18 protein-coding genes are annotated in these 16163 nt (G+C 54.6%); 5 read left to right on the top strand and 13 right to left on the bottom strand.

Annotated features, from left to right (window positions below; all coding sequences use genetic code 11):
* Positions 1-3: 3 nt before the first annotated feature.
* The 3 genes from cedA1 to QXU97_01455 are packed head-to-tail and all read right to left on the bottom strand — an operon-like array spanning position 4 to position 2439.
* Positions 4-258, bottom strand: coding sequence for a DNA import protein CedA1 (cedA1, locus tag QXU97_01445; protein ID MEM4035270.1), 255 nt, complete (start codon positions 256-258; stop codon positions 4-6).
* Positions 259-304: 46 nt separating this feature from the next.
* Positions 305-577 (bottom strand): hypothetical protein, encoded by a 273-nt coding sequence (locus QXU97_01450; GenBank protein ID MEM4035271.1) that lies wholly within the window; start codon positions 575-577, stop codon positions 305-307.
* Positions 578-591: 14 nt separating this feature from the next.
* On the bottom strand, positions 592-2439 hold the full coding sequence (locus QXU97_01455; GenBank protein MEM4035272.1) for an ATP-binding protein: 1848 nt from the start codon (positions 2437-2439) through the stop codon (positions 592-594).
* Between the two features lie 147 nt (positions 2440-2586).
* Here QXU97_01455 and QXU97_01460 point away from each other — a divergent pair, with 147 nt between their 5' ends.
* Entirely contained in the window at positions 2587-5340 is a 2754-nt protein-coding gene (locus tag QXU97_01460; GenBank protein ID MEM4035273.1) for a DEAD/DEAH box helicase, read from the top strand.
* 27 nt (positions 5341-5367) lie between these two features.
* Here QXU97_01460 and QXU97_01465 read toward each other — a convergent pair whose 3' ends face one another.
* Positions 5368-6126 carry a hypothetical protein gene (locus QXU97_01465; protein ID MEM4035274.1) on the bottom strand — a complete coding sequence of 253 codons (759 nt, stop codon included), beginning with the start codon at positions 6124-6126 and terminating at the stop codon, positions 5368-5370.
* 122 nt (positions 6127-6248) lie between these two features.
* Here QXU97_01465 and QXU97_01470 point away from each other — a divergent pair, with 122 nt between their 5' ends.
* Positions 6249-6914 (top strand): RibD family protein, encoded by a 666-nt coding sequence (locus QXU97_01470; protein ID MEM4035275.1) that lies wholly within the window; start codon positions 6249-6251, stop codon positions 6912-6914.
* Positions 6915-6946: 32 nt separating this feature from the next.
* Here QXU97_01470 and QXU97_01475 read toward each other — a convergent pair whose 3' ends face one another.
* Positions 6947-7135 (bottom strand): 50S ribosomal protein L37e, encoded by a 189-nt coding sequence (locus QXU97_01475; GenBank protein ID MEM4035276.1) that lies wholly within the window; start codon positions 7133-7135, stop codon positions 6947-6949.
* 64 nt (positions 7136-7199) lie between these two features.
* Entirely contained in the window at positions 7200-7433 is a 234-nt protein-coding gene (locus tag QXU97_01480; protein ID MEM4035277.1) for an LSm family protein, read from the bottom strand.
* A 189-nt stretch (positions 7434-7622) separates the two neighbouring features.
* Between QXU97_01480 and QXU97_01485 the strand changes: the two genes are divergently transcribed.
* Positions 7623-8111: a DUF1947 domain-containing protein gene (locus tag QXU97_01485; GenBank protein ID MEM4035278.1), complete on the top strand. Its 489-nt coding sequence runs from the start codon at positions 7623-7625 to the stop codon at positions 8109-8111.
* Positions 8112-8171: 60 nt separating this feature from the next.
* Here QXU97_01485 and QXU97_01490 read toward each other — a convergent pair whose 3' ends face one another.
* The 7 genes from QXU97_01490 to QXU97_01520 all read right to left on the bottom strand — a co-directional run bounded on the left by QXU97_01490 (position 8172) and on the right by QXU97_01520 (position 13881).
* On the bottom strand, positions 8172-10145 hold the full coding sequence (locus QXU97_01490; protein ID MEM4035279.1) for a beta-CASP ribonuclease aCPSF1: 1974 nt from the start codon (positions 10143-10145) through the stop codon (positions 8172-8174).
* Positions 10146-10263: 118 nt separating this feature from the next.
* Entirely contained in the window at positions 10264-10848 is a 585-nt protein-coding gene (psmB, locus tag QXU97_01495; protein MEM4035280.1) for an archaeal proteasome endopeptidase complex subunit beta, read from the bottom strand.
* Between the two features lie 105 nt (positions 10849-10953).
* The gene (locus QXU97_01500; protein ID MEM4035281.1) at positions 10954-11706 is read right to left on the bottom strand and encodes a HesA/MoeB/ThiF family protein; all 753 of its coding nucleotides are present in this window, start codon (positions 11704-11706) and stop codon (positions 10954-10956) included.
* Positions 11703-11963 carry a hypothetical protein gene (locus QXU97_01505; protein MEM4035282.1) on the bottom strand — a complete coding sequence of 87 codons (261 nt, stop codon included), beginning with the start codon at positions 11961-11963 and terminating at the stop codon, positions 11703-11705. The genes QXU97_01500 and QXU97_01505 overlap by 4 nt, the downstream gene beginning before the upstream one ends.
* 229 nt (positions 11964-12192) lie before the next feature.
* Positions 12193-12765: a tRNA-intron lyase gene (endA, locus tag QXU97_01510; GenBank protein ID MEM4035283.1), complete on the bottom strand. Its 573-nt coding sequence runs from the start codon at positions 12763-12765 to the stop codon at positions 12193-12195.
* Entirely contained in the window at positions 12734-13411 is a 678-nt protein-coding gene (locus QXU97_01515) for a hypothetical protein (protein ID MEM4035284.1), read from the bottom strand. Before QXU97_01515 ends, endA begins: the two co-directional genes overlap by 32 nt.
* 50 nt (positions 13412-13461) lie before the next feature.
* Complete coding sequence (locus tag QXU97_01520; GenBank protein ID MEM4035285.1) at positions 13462-13881, bottom strand: hypothetical protein; 420 nt, start codon at positions 13879-13881, stop codon at positions 13462-13464.
* Between the two features lie 53 nt (positions 13882-13934).
* Here QXU97_01520 and QXU97_01525 point away from each other — a divergent pair, with 53 nt between their 5' ends.
* The gene (locus tag QXU97_01525) at positions 13935-14360 is read left to right on the top strand and encodes a hypothetical protein (protein ID MEM4035286.1); all 426 of its coding nucleotides are present in this window, start codon (positions 13935-13937) and stop codon (positions 14358-14360) included.
* Entirely contained in the window at positions 14309-16123 is a 1815-nt protein-coding gene (gene glyS / locus QXU97_01530) for a glycine--tRNA ligase (GenBank protein ID MEM4035287.1), read from the top strand. The genes QXU97_01525 and glyS overlap by 52 nt, the downstream gene beginning before the upstream one ends.
* Positions 16124-16163 lie beyond the last annotated feature (40 nt).

A 16163-nucleotide genomic window follows, 5' to 3' on the forward strand; every position in this document is an offset into this window, starting at 1 on the left:
CCCTCAACTAGGCGAGATCTCGATCGCCACCACTTGGACTAGATATGAGATCACGGAGAAAACAGTCGAACCCATTGCTAGCCAGAATGCCGCCCACAGAGCATCCTCGATGAGGCTCTGACCCGCTCTCTTGAGTCTGGCTACTGGCAGAGGAGAGCCCCTCAGGACCCATCCAATGCTCCAGGTCAATGCGAAGAGAGCCCACGCGAGCAACGCCACTTGGGTAGCTACGTTATTGACAAATTCTACCAGCGTCACGCGCGCTCAGCCTATGAATAGCGGACCCTTTAAAGGAGAGCTCACGTTATTTTCTGGCTTTCCTCCTCTCTCGCCTTCTTCTAGTAGCCTCTCGCGTCGCGTCTTCTACCTCGAGAGTCGAGTAGATCTCGGTCAATATCGAGGGATCTAATGCTCCCCGGAGGGCTGCTTTTATAAGTTCGAGTACTCTTAGAAACTTTGAGAGCTCCTCGGGCGAGAGCTCTCCCTCGCCTATTTCCTCTTCCTCGACCTCCCCAGGCACCGTCTCTTCTTCCATCGTCAGCTCGTCGCTTGCCTCCTCAGTCTCACTCGCGTACAAAGGTTGACACACCCTTAGTGTGACGAACTGGGTGTGCACTCACTCACTTCGAAGAGTAAAAGGTTATCTCTTAGTTCTCCGCTTATGAGAGCATAGCCTCGAGGAAGAACTCTAAGCGTGCTTTTGAGAAGCTCTACGAGCTCTCTGCTGCGCAGAGGAGCGAGATAGTCTACGGCGCGCTCGAGTTCCCGCCCAGAGACTCGAAAGGATATCCTGGTGGCCACATTGGCGAGGACTCGTTCATCGAAGTCCACGAGGCTTTGACTGATCAGAACTAGTGCTAGTTTATACTTGCGGGATTCGGCGACGAGTCTAACGACAAAGTCGTTGGTAGAAGGGTCGACCAACGCGCGGTGAGCTTCGTCTATTATCAACATAAGGGGTTTATCGGGAAGACGCGTTTTATATGCATAAATCTTTCTCAATAGAAGGCCTAGGTAGAGGCTTTGTAAACCCTCATGAGGTATACCGCTCAAATTGAGCACTACATTTCTCGAGAGTAACTCCTCAGCGTCTACGCTGGCGGCGTCTCTCGATGTGATCTCTGCGAGTAGTCTCATGTAGCTGCGGAGAGACTCCGCTCTGGGCGCCAGAGCTGGTCTTTCTTTCGCAATTTTGTCTAACACGCGTAGAAGGTCCTCGAGAGTCGGCGACTTATTAGACCACGTGACGGGGTTCTGGGAGGAAATGCCGACCTCCTCGTAAGATCTTTCGATCGCTTCCATCAGGAGTGCGCGCTGGGCTCCCCCTAGCGAGAACACATTTGCAATGGAGAAGCTCAGCTCGAGTGCCTTTAGATGAGGAGGGAACCCGTCGAGGTCTAAGGGATTGATGGGAGTCTTCGATGCGTCTACTAGCGCGAAGCCCGCCGTCGCCATGGACTCTCCGTACTCTCCATGGAGATCCACTATCAACGTAGTCAACTGTCGACGCGCCGCTTCCTTAGCTAACAGCTTCGCCAAAGTGCTCTTCCCCGAGCCGCTTTCGCCGAATATTATAAGGTGGGGATTTCTGCTACCGAACAAATCAAGTAATAGTGGAACACGAGAGATATCTACCCAACGTTTGGAACTATTTACAGTCTTATTGATTTCTCTAACAAAGTTTATTTGTGATTCTTTGCCTTTCTCGCCAATCACGGATGCCACATAGCCTATGCAGAGACCTCGCCATTCTGAGGGAAGCCCAGCGAAGCTCACGCGCTGCCCCCCCTCGCCACCCCGTCTAGCCCATTCCAGCACTAAGGGAAACCAGGAGGGCCCGAGGGGAGAGCCTAGGGCTAGGAGCCCCGTCGCCAGCTTGTCCTCAACAAGCAGGCCGACGGCTAAGCCGAGCACGAGCGAGTGAGCGAGCCAGGAGAGCGAGCCTCCGTAAATCTCGGCGACGCCCCCATCACTTGCCAATCCCGTGACACCGAAAGCCATGAGGGTTACCCCGACCGCGAGAAGAAGTCTCCCGATATCGACTTCGAGCCTCGGCGTGGGGAATAGCAACCTGACTGGAGAGCGTCGACCCAGGAGTCGCGCAGCGGCCCTCAAGGTCGTGTACGATAGAGCAATGGATCCCAAAAGTAACGCCGACAGCGACAATGAGAGCCTTAAGCTCAATATCATCGTAGGATAGCAGAGCATGAGCGTTAGCAGAAGAGATCTCGTTACTAAGAGTGAGGCTAAGGCCAACGTGAAGAACAACGCAGAAGACGCCGCGATCTCGAGGGGAACGTGATATATGCTTGTATTTGTTTGTAAGAGTGAAGAAAGCTTTTGAGCTGAGATGTGCCACGCGAAGATCAGAATCGCTAGCGACGCGGAACGGAGTACCCTGGTCGCTATTGACCCGCGAGAGCTTCGTGATATGTCCACGGGCTCCGCGAACCCTCTGATCGCCATGGGGTCGGTGGAGAAATAAATCGTTACGAGTGGAGGCTGGCCGCTTTGCAACGTATTAACGAGGGGCGGGGAGTGGAGGGAGCTTTCAGGCTCTTAGACCCGAGACTAGCGAGCGCCCTAGTGAGGCGAGGGATCACAAAGCCCACTCCTATCCAAGAGAGAGCAATCCCCCTAATTCTCTCCGGGAGAGATGTCATAATGTGCTCCCCTACTGGGACTGGTAAGACCGAAGCGGCAGTTTTACCCGTGCTCTCTCTCATGTTGCAGGAGGGCCGTCCAAAGGCTCCTCGGATGATCTACGTGACTCCTCTTCGTGCCCTCAACCGGGACGTCTACAGTAGGTTAAAGGAAATATCTGACGAAGTGGGATTACGCTCCATGGTTAGACACGGCGATTCCACCGCTAGAGAGCGACGGGATTTTCTCGCATCTCCGCCAGCGTGGTTCATCACTACGCCAGAGAGTCTTTCAATGATGATCTCTCACGAGCGGCTGAGGCCTCTGCTATCGGGCATCAAGTGGGTCATCGTAGACGAGCTCCACGAGCTCATCGATGACGAGAGAGGAGCTCAGTTGGAGGTAACGTTGCTCAGATTGAGAAACTTCACAAGAGGCTACCAGTTCATAGGAGCGACGGCCACACTTTCTGATCCGATGCTTTATAGAAAATTCTACCCGTGTAGGCGCGAATGCGTGATACTCGAAGAGCGCCAGCACAAAGAGGCCGAGTATAGTGTGACTACCTGCGGCACGCCGTGCTTGGAGGGCTCAAAGCGTTACGTAGAATGGGCGTTCGAGCAGATGGTCGAGACGCTCAAGCGGCATCGCTCAGTCTTGGTCTTTACTAATACTAGAGAGGAGTCGGAGCTCTTGGGCTACGAATTTAGGAGCAGAGGCGAGAGCTGGCTGGGAGTGCATCACGGCAGTTTGTCATTAGACTACAGGAAAAACGTAGAGGAGGGGCTGAGGTCGGGAGAACTCAGAGCGGTGGTCGCTACATCGAGTCTCGAACTCGGGATAGATGTGGGCACAATAGATGTAGTGTTTCATGTGAGGAGCCCTAGGCAAGTATCGAAGTTGATCCAACGAGTTGGCCGCAGCGGTCACGCGCCAGGACGAACGGCCCACGGCGTGATCCTGGCCGAGTCAAATATCGATGATATCATAGAGTCTCTCGTCATAGCGAGAAGAGCCCGAGCTGGTTTGTTAGAGCGTCCCAGAGTTCATAAGAGCCCTCGCGATGTGCTGCTACATCAACTGGTCGGAATGACTCTCTCCGGGGAGGTCAAGCGAGTCACCGACGCTCTGGAGATTCTGGAGCGTAGCTTCACCTTCAGCGAGACAGCTCGAGAGGAACTCTCCAAGGTCTTGGAGTACGCTCAACACGTGGGGCTTCTGAAAATGAGTGGCTCGGGTGAGCTTTTCCCAACTAAGAGAACTCGCGCTTTCTACTTCGCCACCACTATGATCCCGGACACGAGGAGACTGCCCGTGAAGTCTTTAAGTGGAGAGAACCTGGGCCTCCTCGACGAGGACTTCGTGGCTGCAAAATTGGAAGAGGGATCCACATTCCTCTTGGCTGGACGGGAATGGCGCGTCGTGGCTGTGAACAACGAGGAGGTGATCGTCGAGGAGTGCGCCGAGAAGCGCGGCATCCCCCCCTCTTGGGAGGGGGACATGATTCCGGTGGGGAGAGAAGTCGCGCGAGAAGCCTGCTCTATTCTGAGGAGGCTCTGGCTAGGCGAGCCTATTGACAAAGTCGTTGCACACTATCGCGGCGCGTCCGGCGAGGTCTGGGATTTCCTATTGACCGTAACGAGGAGAGCTAAGGATCAAGGCTTCTTGCCACCGGGGCCCAATTACGTGTTGATAGAGGTTGACGAGCGCGATGAAGTGGCTATACTCTACGCCTGCCTTGGTAGTCGAGGTAACGATGCGTTGGCGATCTTGCTCTGTAGCCACATAAATGCAAGGCTAGGTCGCGCGGCTAAGTGTGCCAGCGATCCTTACAGAGTCTACGTGGAGGTAACTCGACGGAGCGTTTCGAAAGTATTGGAGGAAACATTAAGAGCTCTCTCTTCAGCTTCGCCGGAAGAACTGAAGAATGAGTTCATTGAGGGAGTAAAGAAGACCGGGCTCTTCCGCTGGAGAACGCTGCAGGTCGCGAGGAAAATGGGGGCTATTTCTCCAGATGCGACTATCGAGAACATCAGGCAAGTAGCTCGTTACCTAACGGAAACCGTTGTGGGAGAAGAGGCTCTCCGCGAGCTGCTCACCGAGAAATTAGACCTGGACCTGATCATAGAGATCCTCCAAGGCGTCGGCTCGGGTAGGATCAAAGTGTTAATGCAACCTAAGCGCGGACTCAGTCCCTACACGCTCTACGGTGGTTACGGGGCCCGCCGACTCCATCTTCAACTCGAGAAGCCACACGACGAGCTTTCCCTGGTTCTCTTCGAGAAGCGCCTGCTAGAAAAAAAGATGCTACTGAAGTGCATCCGTTGCGGTTGGGAGCGTGAGGTAGTGGTTCGCGAATTGGAGGATCGGCCAACGTGTCGAAGATGCGGATCTCGAGCTTTAGCGCCTATACATCCCAGTAGCACCGATCTCCTCGACTTGCTGAGAAGATGCATGAGCTCGAGCGAGGAGTGCAACCGAGAGGATGCGAAAATCTTCGAGGAGGCTGTTCAGAGAGCCAACCTGGTCTTGGCGCACGGAAGGGCAGCCGTCATAGCCATGGCAGCTTACGGTGTGGGGCCTCGCGCGGCCTCGCGGGCCCTCTCGAAGCTTAAGCTAGGGTGGAGGGACTTCCTGGAGGCTTTGTTCAATGAGGAGAGGAACTACTTGAGGACGAGGAAGTACTGGAACGACTGACAAGATCGACGTGGTAGCAGATCGCTGTCATACCCTTGGCGCTATCCAATAGCGCGCTTCTCCTCCTCCGACCAACTCGAACGAGATCCTCGCCGGTTGCGCTGTTCCGAAGCCGAAGGTCATCACTGTCTGCGGGGAGGCCGCTCTCAGCGTGGAAGCGATGAGTTTTACAGCATAACTAGCGCGGGCCTCATCGACTGTCGAAGAGAGATCGGTGAGGGGCTCGCCAAGGCGTAGTTCGGCTTCGTAGAGTACGTCGGCCTCCTCCGCTCTCAACACGACCGAGTTATTCGAGTACTCAAGCGTGATCTCTTCGGCCACGAGCTTAGCCTCCTGGAGCAGGACCTTCAAATCCTTGGCCTTAATCCCGAACTTCACCTGGACGTCGACTCTAGGCTCTCCTAGCATTTCGCCAGCCTCCAACGACACTGGAAGCTCGAACGACCTCGAGACGCTCGACTTCTTGTTGACGAACGTGAGCTTTAACCTCTTCTCGGATATATCGAGCGAGAGCTCGAGCGAGTCTCCTCTGAGAGCGCGCCTGACCACTCGCAGCAGCTCTCTGGTGCTCACCTTGAATCCTAGGGGCCTCTCTACCTCGAGCGACTCGAACGAGTCAGGGGGCACGGAGAGTACAAGCATCACGGTCTTGTCCTCGCTGAGACTCCGGACGCTGATGCCCTTCTCGCTAACAAATATCGGCGCCTCGTCTATAATTTGAGCTAGCGAGTGGGCTAGGGATTTGACCGCAAGCGCTTTAGGGAACATCATCTTGACAGAGAGCATAAGCTTGTACCTAGTAAGCAGTCGTCAGGCCCCAGTTAAATAGATTGTAAGAGTCGAGCGGGGAGAAAGTAGAGCGGCGCGGAGAGCAAGGAAAGCTAAGATCTGATCTCGGTGTTGGCGGATTGGGTAGGCCTTACGTTATAGTCACGGCAGCGATGACAGTCGACGGGCGCTTGGCCGACTCCGAGGGAGTCTGGAGGCCTCTCTGTGAGAGAGAGGCTCGGAGATTTTCCGAGCTGCTCGAGTGGGCCGACGTTGTTGTCATCGGCTCGAGAGCTGTCAAAGACTCCAATATATCTTTCGCCCCGACTCACGCAGCTAAGCGGGCTCCTATTAAGGCGATTTTAGATGGTAGGCTATCTTTGAGTCCCGACTTGAGGGTATTCCTCAGCGGACCGCCGACTATAGTCTTCGCCTATAAGAAGTGGGCTGAGGAGCAGAAGCTTGAGGCACTGAGGGAACGTGGAGTCTTAGTGGAGCTTCTCGACGAGTATCCCTTCGCGGCGAGTACCCTGCTTGAAATATTGAGCAGAAAATATAAGGTCGAGCGGGTTCTCGTCGCTGGCGGCGGAGAGACCAATTGGACTTTCCTCTCGCAGCGGGCTTTCGATGATTACGTGGTCACCATTTCGCCCCAATTGTTAGGCGCAGGCTACGCTCCGACGGGTCGGCTAGGGCTTAGATTCCCCGGTCTCTTGTTGCAATTGAAGGAGGTGCGATTATGCGCGTGTGGGCAGGAAGTTATTCTACGCTATAAGCCTCTGACCGCCGATGCCAAGAGTCTGTGACCTCATTCCTAAAGATTCGTCGCCTAATCATTTTAAACTACCCTTACTCGATTGACCTTTTTATTCTGCCACGAGTATCTTCTCAGGCGGCGAGAGGCGCCGAAACCGCAGGCGGCGCAGCGCTTTTTAGAGACGTTATAACTGGTTCTCCCACACCTTCTACATCTAATGTGCGTCTTACTCCTGCCGTGCTTGCCAAACGAGGTAGTGCCCTTCACCACGGCTTAGTACCTCGCGCTATTCGAGCTCAATCTCACCCGGGCGACAACATCCTAGGCTTTCTCCTCATTCTATGGGAGCCGGAGAGACGAGTATCACGTTATCTCCGCGTATAACCACGAGGCCGAGCTTCCTATTGTTACCGGAGTCGGGTAAGATCTCCTCGGCGTCGTCTAGGACGATATTCAGGTGATAGTCGAAGCTTTTGAGCCTTCCGCGGACCTCTTTATTGCCTTTAAGCTTCACGAGCACGACTTTGCCTATCGACGCGGCTAGTAGTTTGTGAGCCGTCTCGCTCAACGCTCTTCACCGCTTGGAAGGACTACTCGAGAAGAGGCGAGCGCGCGGTGGTAATTTAAACGTACGGGGCTCGTTCTTGGTCGCTTCATACCGATGATCCGAGCCTACTACAAGAGGGCCCGGACAATAAATTTTACTACCATCGAGAAGAGGTCTCGCCGACGCTCCCAGTGAGAACGGCGGTGAGAGTTGAGAAGGTATCACCTCTCCAAGAAGGAGAAGAGAGTCCTAGCCAAGCGCGTAGCCGACTCTCTCGGATTGAAAGTGGAACTCGATGACGTCGAGGTAGTAATCATCGAGGGAGAGCTTAGGTTGTACCTGGCCGAGGGCGTACCCTTCGTGGCGGCTTTACCCGACGGGACGCTCGTGCCGCACTTATTCCTACTCTCACGGAGGGGGCACTGCTTTTTGCCGAAGATCGTCGTGGACTCGGGCGCGGTGGAACCTATAGGGAGAGGGGCCGACGTGCTTGCCCCTGGGGTTAGACGCGTGGTCGGAGAGTTCAAGTCAGGCGCCATTGTAGCGGTAATTAATGAGAGCGAAAGGTTGGCAGCCGTTGCGAGATCCCTCTACAGCTCCGAGGAGATCAGTCAGGCGAGGCGGGGAAAGGTGGCGCTCACACTTCATCATCCGAACGACCCGCTCTGGAAACTAGGGCTCTCGCTGATCAGACTTTGAGAAGCTTTCGCGTCAAATTAGAGATAAAAAGAAAAGAAGAAAGACTCCCTATCTCTCGCGTCAGAGGAGCCTAATAACCTCTCCATTGTTCGGGGCGAGTATTTGAGTCTGGTGCAGACCGAGTTTGTACCTATTTCTTTGCAGAGAGCTAGCGAGAGCCGAGATGGCCGCCGGCTCTCCGTGGTTCAGTACTATCATCTTCGGTTTAGGTCTCAACCTATATAAGAAGTCGAGAAGCTCTGCTCTATCGCTGTGCCCGCTGAAGCCCTCTACGCTGAGGACCTCCAGGTTTACCTTCCACGAGACCAATCGTCCCTCCGGCAACATGAAGAAGACTTCGCGCGCCCCATCCTTTATCTTACGCCCCAGAGTTCCTTGGACTTGGTAGCTAACGAAGATCAGGGCGTTCTTTGGATCTTCGCAGAGCAGCTTGAAGTACTCCACGCTCGGTCCACCGTTGAGCATGCCGCTAGTTGCTATTATTATGGAGGGGCCCTTCTCGAGGAGCTCTTCTCTTGTGTTGCCTCTCCCGCTAACTTCGATGAAATTCTCCGACTTGAAGGGATCCTCGCCGGCCTCGATTCTCCTCCTCACATCTGGAGCTAGGAGCTCCGGGTAGTGCGTGTGGAGAGCGGTGACCTCGGAGACCATGCCCTCCACGTAGATTGGTACATCTCGGGGAAGTAGCCCCCTCTCTATCGCATCATGCAAGACGAGAAGGATCTCCTGACCGCGCCCGACGGCCATGACGGGCACGAGCACTTTTCCTGATCTCTCGATCACGCGCTTGACGGCTTCGACGAATCTCTGCTCGGCATCAGTTCGATCGGGCAGCTCGGTAGCCCCATATGTGCTCTCCATTATGAGGGTCTCGACTCTGGGAAACACGCAGTTGGCTCTATTGAGGAGCTTCGTGTTCGCGAATCTGAAGTCCGAAGTATAAACGATGTTGTAAAGCCCGTTTCCTATGTGAAGATGCACCATGGCCGAGCCCAAGATGTGACCGGCGTCGTAGAGGGTCATCCTCACATCGGGGGCTATGTCTGTCACTTCTCCGTAATCGACGGGTATTGTATGCAACAATGCTCTTCTTATCTCTCTCTGTGAGTATGGGGGAAGACGCCCCTCCTTCGATGTGACTTCGAGATAATCTAGCTGAACTAGGGCCATTATGTCGCGCGTGGCCTTAGTAGCGTAGATCGGCCCGTTATAGCCGTACTTCGTGAGTAAAGGCACGAGGCCGCTGTGATCTAAGTGAGCGTGGGTCACGATTACAGCGTCTAGCTCCTCGAGGTTGAACTCCTCCTCGTCCAAGCTGGGTGCGGCGTCGGGGAACTGCGTAGAACCAGGGTTTATCCCAACGTCGAGTAGTATCTTGCTTTCGGGGGTCTCAACCAATATAGCAGATCTCCCCACCTCTTTGAATCCCCCCAATGCGACGAGCCTCAGCGAGCCGCCCTTGAAGAGGATCTCTCTATGTATCCTCTCCCCAACGGCTCTGAGCACGGATCTCCTGTAGGAGCTCTCCTCTACTAGCTGCGACAAAATCGAGTCCAGTATCTTGGACTCGGCCGGTGGAGCGCGCACCACAACGGGTCTCCAGCCGGTGACAGCTATAATCTCTCTCCTCATGACGCCGCCCTTGCCTATCACGAGGCCCGGCCTCTCGGCCTTTATGATGACTTCGCCCAACACGTCGTCGAACTCTATCCCTTTGATCTCGGCTTCGCGCGGGACCAGGGAGTAGATAATCCTCTTGGTCTCGTCCTTCGGCTTCCTTATGCTGGGATCGGTCCTAATGACCACTCTCTTCTTAATTCTATGAGCGAGCTCTCGGATCACTTCCATTTTATCGAGTATTGCTCTAGGATTCTTCACGTAAATAGCGATCTCGGGGCCCTCGAACTCCACCGTCGAAATCTCTGTTTCCGATGGTATAAGCTCGGCTAAACTCTTCCTTAACTCTTGGAGCAGTTTTTTACCTCTGCTCTCTTCTCTCGTCCTCTCCGTGCTCGAGCCCACTTCTGTTTCCACCCACGCGAGAGATGCTGCTCCCGCTCTAGCGCGGGATGCAGCAATAGCATTGAGCGTTGGAGCATTGAAACGTTCGAGGATCTGTGACAAAATGTAGATATTGGGAGATTTATAGACTTCACGAGAGGAGCTCCGTCTTCTCTTCGACGCGCTCCTTCTCTATTATCAATGTGTCTACGCCATCGCCTGTAGCGGCGTCGCGCCTTAGAGCGGCTTTGATCGCTTTCACAGCGAGCCTCCTGGCTTCCTCCGTCGATAGATCCTCGCTGTATTCGCTCTCTATAATTCCCATCGCTATCGGGGTGCCGCTGCCCGTGGCTATGTACTTGTCCTCTATGATACCCCCGTACCAATCTAGTCCGAACAACCTGGGCTCCGTGTCGTAGCCCGCCACTATTAGCTGGACAAGCAATGGGAAGAGCTTGTAGCTGTACAAGATCTGCGACAAATAATGAGCTGCCAGCCTAACCGTGACCGGATGCTTTGCGGTCAACGTGTAATACTTCAAGGAGCTCTCGAGATAGTCGGCTAAGGCTTGAGCGTCAGCGACGAGCCCCGCCGTGGTGATCGCTATTTTATCCCACACTCTCACGATCTTCTTGGTTCTTCGGTGAGCGACATAGTAGCCAGCCGTAGCTCGCTTGTCGGCCGCGAGCACCACGCCCTCTCTTACCAGTATACCAACCGTAGTCGTCCCATGCAACGGGGCCCTATGCGGCGGGGGCGAGCCGACGAAGGCCTCATGGTGCAGCTCCTTTCACCCCTCGAGAACCCTCGAGAACCGAGCAATACTCTAAGAGCTACGGCCTTAATATAAACGGGAGCACACGGGACAGCGCGGATCCCGCGCGACCTCGGCACCGAGGGCCGTCCCGCTTTTCAGGTCCACGAAAATCAGCCTGCCCACGAGGGGTTCTCCTACTCCGGCGAGGAGCTTCAGCGCCTCCCCCGCTTGAATTGAACCGATTACACCGACCGCAGCGCCCACTACGCTTGTACACCTGCGACCTTTCACGGACCCGAAGGTGCACGCGAGACAGGGCCCCTTCCTCGCTATGATCGTCATAACGTGTCCTTGCCAGCCTTCGACGGCTGCGTGCACTAGCGGTATCCCGCGCCTCACGGCCTCTTCGTTGAGCCTGAGCTTATCTTCCCAGTCATCGAGGCAGTCCACTACAACATCGACTCCATCTAATAATCTCTCGAGGACCCCTGACCTCGCGTCGGCCACCACTCCTTCAACCGATATCTCCGGGTTGAGGTCGCTCAGCCTAGCCGCGGCCGCGGCGACTTTGAACGACCCCATGTCGCTCTCTCCATAGAGGACCTGCCTGTTTAGGTTCGAGCGCTCTACACGATCCACGTCGATCAGCACGAGCCTACCAACGCCGGCCGCCGCCAAGTAGAGCGCCACAGCGCTGCCAAGTCCTCCCAGCCCTACGATGAGTGCACTCGACGACTCTAAGGCCTCCTGACCAGCCGCCCCAATGGCGGCCAATTGTCTGCAGTACCTGCTCGAAGACCAAGCCGGGGCCCAGCCGGAGCTACTGACTAGACTCACAGTTCCTCCCTGAGTTTGCCTCCATATCTCCTCAAGAGCAATCTTTTCGCCTTGAGATCTAACGCACCTTCTTTCTCCATTTCGCCGCCGCGAGCTTCCTCCTCGGGAGCTTTCCTCTGTTTAGTCCAGCCACAGGTGCCGTCCGGTAGCATATAGTTCAGCTTACACGTGGCATATTGACACGAATAGCCGATGCAGTCGTCTCCCACCCATCTACAGAAGACCCTCAAGTTCCCCGACCTATCACGCAGCGGCACGTATGTCCTCTTTTCGCACCAGAAGAGGGGGCACGTGGGGGTGCACTGCCCGTTGAGCGGAGCCGGGCTCGGAGGGCTGTGTTCTCGCCCTCTCCCTCCTTCCTCTCTAGGCCGAAAAACGCGAGAGGGGCCCCCTAACCTCTCACTCTTATCGCGCATGGATTCATCCCACACGTCGAATAACCGACTCCTGAGAATACATCTCGTGGCCCTACTTGGAATGTCCCGGCTAGGGCTTGAACCATTCTAGGCTCGCGTACTTAATTTTCTTTTCACCGCAATGAATAGCTATGATGAACTTCTTCTTCACGCTGTGGCTTAGTCTGCCGGCTCTGACGAGTTCGGCCGGATCTATCGTAGCGTCTCCCCGGAACACGTGTACTAGAAACGGAGCATGGTCTATCCCGGGCCCCTCCCGGTAGAGGCTGTAATCGCTCCCGAACTTCAGGCCGCTCCTCACGATGTAACCGCGCTCTCTAAGATCTCTATAAACGTCGTAGAGCATCTTGAATTCCGGGATCCTCTGCTCCGCTATCTTCTCGAGTTCCTCTGGCTCTAATCTTCTATCATTCTCGTAAACTTCGAGCGCGCCCTTCTCCGCTAGGTAAAGAGCCTCTACGAGAGAGAGCTCTAAGACTTCGTTGTAGTCTATTGGTCTTGGCTTCCGTATACCGAAGGGTTTTCCGAAGAAGCCCCTACGGTATAGCGCGGATGCCTTGGCGGGGTCCGACACGAGTACTCTAATTCCCTGGAGGATAGCTCTGGGCTTCTCAGCCTGTGAGTGCGAGATATCTGAAGACATGGCTTGCTTCCCTTATCTTATCGCTAGCCTCTTCGGCCACGCTTAGCGCCTCCTTTGTCAAGAACAAATGAGGTAGGTTCCGCGTGTTTTCTAGAATCCTTAACAACATCTTTCTGTACTTGAGGTCCATTTCGTCCTCGGAGGCTAATATCTCGGCGTGGATCTCGTGTAGCTTACTCCTACCCGCAGCTAGGCTCTTGGCGGCCTCGCGCAGCTTCCTCACCATCTGAAGCAGTCCCCCACTCATCTGAAGCAGTCCCTCTAGAACTTCTTTGCTCGCGCCTTCGTCATTGAAGTTCGTTAACAGTGTGAGCCTGTGAGCTAATTCGTCTATGTATTGAGCCAGGGAGTCCAAGTGCAGCATGGCAAATACGTACATCTCTTTGTTTAAGAGATTTGGAGAAACTCTTATCAGATACTCCATTACTTCTTCTTTCTTCTTTTGAGCTTCCTCCTTTAGTGCTCTCACGTTGTCGTAGGCCTTCCTTACCAACTCGATCTTGCCCTCAGACAGAGTCGTCGCCATTTCGACTACGCGCGCAGTCTCCTTCTCTATTATGTCTAGTATTTCGACAAATTCCTCTCTCAAATTTAGCTCGGCAATGCTGATCTCGTCGGATCTCTCAAACCTATAGGTACCACTCATATTTAGGACCACTTCCGAGTATGAGGGCTCGACTGGCTCTCCACGGAGTGCTAATCGCCGCTGTCTTTAAACCATTTCTGTGCAACGGTTCTAAGCTGCTTGACCTCCTCGAGGCTCCGTAGTATCAACTCAATGTTGTCTCGCAGCGCCCCCTCCTCTCTCGAAGCCACGTCGAAGAGCTTCCTCAACACGTCTTCTTCAACGTCTGAATCGACCAGAGCTATATAATCAGCGAGAGCCCTGTGGTACTCATTTACGAGATCCTCGGAGCGGCTTAGTCGAGCCAGAGCCTTGTTAAGACCTCTCCTATAGGCAACCCCCTGCTTGAGGAGCTCTACTATCTCTCTCTGAGCCTCTCTCTTCACGCTCTCGCTCGGCGCCTCTAGAGCCTCCATGAGCCTCTTGATCTCGTTAATCAACTTGTAGCGACTATCAATGAACTCCTCGATTTTGGTCAAGTCGTTGGGCAAAGCATCGCACCGACGCCAGTGCTTATAGTTCTCTCGCGGGAGACCGAAAAAAGGTGTTCTCCATGGCGGCCGGCGACTCGAAGTTGAGCAAGCTGTTAGAATCTTATCTGAGGTCTACCGGATGGCTCACGGCGGTGAGAGGAAACAACGTGCTAGCAAAGCGCGACGAACTCTCCGTAGTAATAGAACTCGAAGATATCGAAGGTTACGTGAGGATCGCTTGTCCTACGAACCTCGAGCTTAAGAGTTATGAGGAGATGAAGAGGGTCTTAGTGAAGAACTTCACGTGGAGGGGCGTCAAGGCCTCGTTGGACCCCGACGGTTTTCTGGTTTTACTCGTAGAAGTGGAGAGGGCACGCTTCGAGGAGCGCGTGAGGAGCGTGACGGCCGATGCGCTAAATAAATTGGCCAAGTCACTCCGTGATATATGCGCCGAGCTCGAGAAGAGTTCGAGCAGAGGAACCCACGAGTCCCTATAGAGTTGGGGGAGGCTACGTTGGGAGAAGATCTTGGTGATAAGATAGCCGAAATAGGGAAACGTCGCGGCATCTTCTGGCAGTCCTACGAGATCTACGGAGGCCTGGCAGGCTTCTATGACTTAGGACCTTATGGTGTTCTCCTGAAGAATAACCTCATCGAGGAGTGGAGGAGACACTTCGTACTACGGCACCAAGAGATGATGGTCGAGATCGAGACCCCCATCATAGGGCCCGAGAGACTATACGTAGCGAGCGGCCACGTAGAGAGCTTCACGGATCCTATTGTGAAGTGCGAAGCGTGTGGGCGTATTTACAGGGCTGACCACCTCTTAGAAGAGAAGCTCGGGGTGAAGGCCGAGGGCATTAACTTAGAGGAGTTGGGCAAGCTCGTGGCCTCGAGCAACTTACGATGTCCAGCCTGTGGAAGTAAATTGAGCGAGCCGCGCGCGTTCAACCTACTCTTCAAGACGCAGATCGGCCCTTACGGCACAAGCATCGGCTACCTTAGGCCCGAGGCGGCTCAAGGAATGTTCGTGAACTTCAAGCGAGTGTATCAGATAATGAGGAACAGATTACCGCTGGGCATAGCTCAGGTAGGGCGTGTCGCGCGCAACGAAATAAGCCCCAGGCAGGGCATGGTGAGGCTCCGCGAGTTCACGATAATGGAGTTCGAGTTCTTCTTCGACCCGCTGAGGCCAGGACACGAGAAATACATCGAGAGGGTCGCCGACAAGAAGCTGAGAATACTCACAGCCCAAGCCAGGGCGAGGGGCGAGACCTCGCCAGAAGAGTTCACGGTGAGAGAAGCCGTCGATGAGAAGATAATCATGGTGCCGTGGATGGCTTATTGGATGAACGAGTCGCAGGGCTTCTTGGAGTCGCTCGGTGTTCCACTCGAAAATCAGTACTTTGAGGAGAAGATGCCCGAGGAGAGAGCGCACTACTCCTCGCAAACGTTCGACCAATTGGTCAAGACGGAGAGGTGGGGCTGGATAGAGGTCTCGGGACACGCTTACAGAACCGACTATGATTTGAGAAGGCACTCGGAGGAGAGCAATCAGTATCTGGGCATCACAGTCCCCCTAGAGAATCCCATCGCAAGACGCCGAAAGATACTCAAGGTAGATAGGAAGCGACTGGGCACGTTATTCCGAGAGAGGGCTGCCGAGGTCGAGCGCTCTCTCACGGCGCTCGACCTCGAGGTCTTGCTGGACCACAAGCTCAGAGGCGAGCCAATAAAGTTGGGAGACCTCGAGGTGCCGACCGAAGCCTACGACATCGAGGAGACGGAAGAGGTGGAGCGTGTGAGAAGGTTCTTGCCGCACGTCGTTGAGCCGTCCTTCGGTTGCGAGAGGCTGTTATACGTCACGTTAGAATACGCTCTCAGGTCCAAGGGCGATCGCATCATCTTATCGCTTCCGCGGAGATTAGCCCCCGTGAAAGTGGCTGTCTTTCCGTTGCTCTCGAGAGGACCTATGGTCAGCAAGGCGTTGGAGCTCTACGAGGCTATAAAGGGATGGGGCTACACGGTTCTCTTCGATGAGTCAGGGAGCATAGGGAGAAGGTATGCGCGTGCCGATGAGATAGGCGTACCCGTGGCTGTGACCGTTGACTATAGGACACTCGAAGACGATACTGTCACGTTGAGGGATAGAGACAGCTGGGAGCAGGTCAGAATAAGCGTCGCTCATCTGAGAGAGGCCCTTAGCGAGTTTATCTTTGAAGGGAAGAGTCTACACGAGCTCACGCTTAAAATCAAATGAACCGCATAGTTGCGCTGGCGCGAGCGCTGTTGGGAGGCCC

The sequence above is a fragment of the Fervidicoccaceae archaeon genome (genome assembly GCA_038878695.1).
Classification (GTDB): Archaea; Thermoproteota; Thermoprotei_A; order Sulfolobales; family Fervidicoccaceae; genus JAVZVD01.

Excerpts from the sequence above, each read along its gene's own strand:
- QXU97_01465 (MEM4035274.1), bottom strand. The coding sequence starts at position 6,126 with ATGCTCTCTGTCAAGATGATGTTCCCTAAAGCGCTTGCGGTCAAATCC.
- endA (MEM4035283.1), bottom strand. The coding sequence starts at position 12,765 with ATGTCTTCAGATATCTCGCACTCACAGGCTGAGAAGCCCAGAGCTATC.
- QXU97_01515 (MEM4035284.1), bottom strand. The coding sequence starts at position 13,411 with ATGAGTGGTACCTATAGGTTTGAGAGATCCGACGAGATCAGCATTGCC.
- glyS (MEM4035287.1), top strand. The coding sequence starts at position 14,309 with ATGCGCCGAGCTCGAGAAGAGTTCGAGCAGAGGAACCCACGAGTCCCT.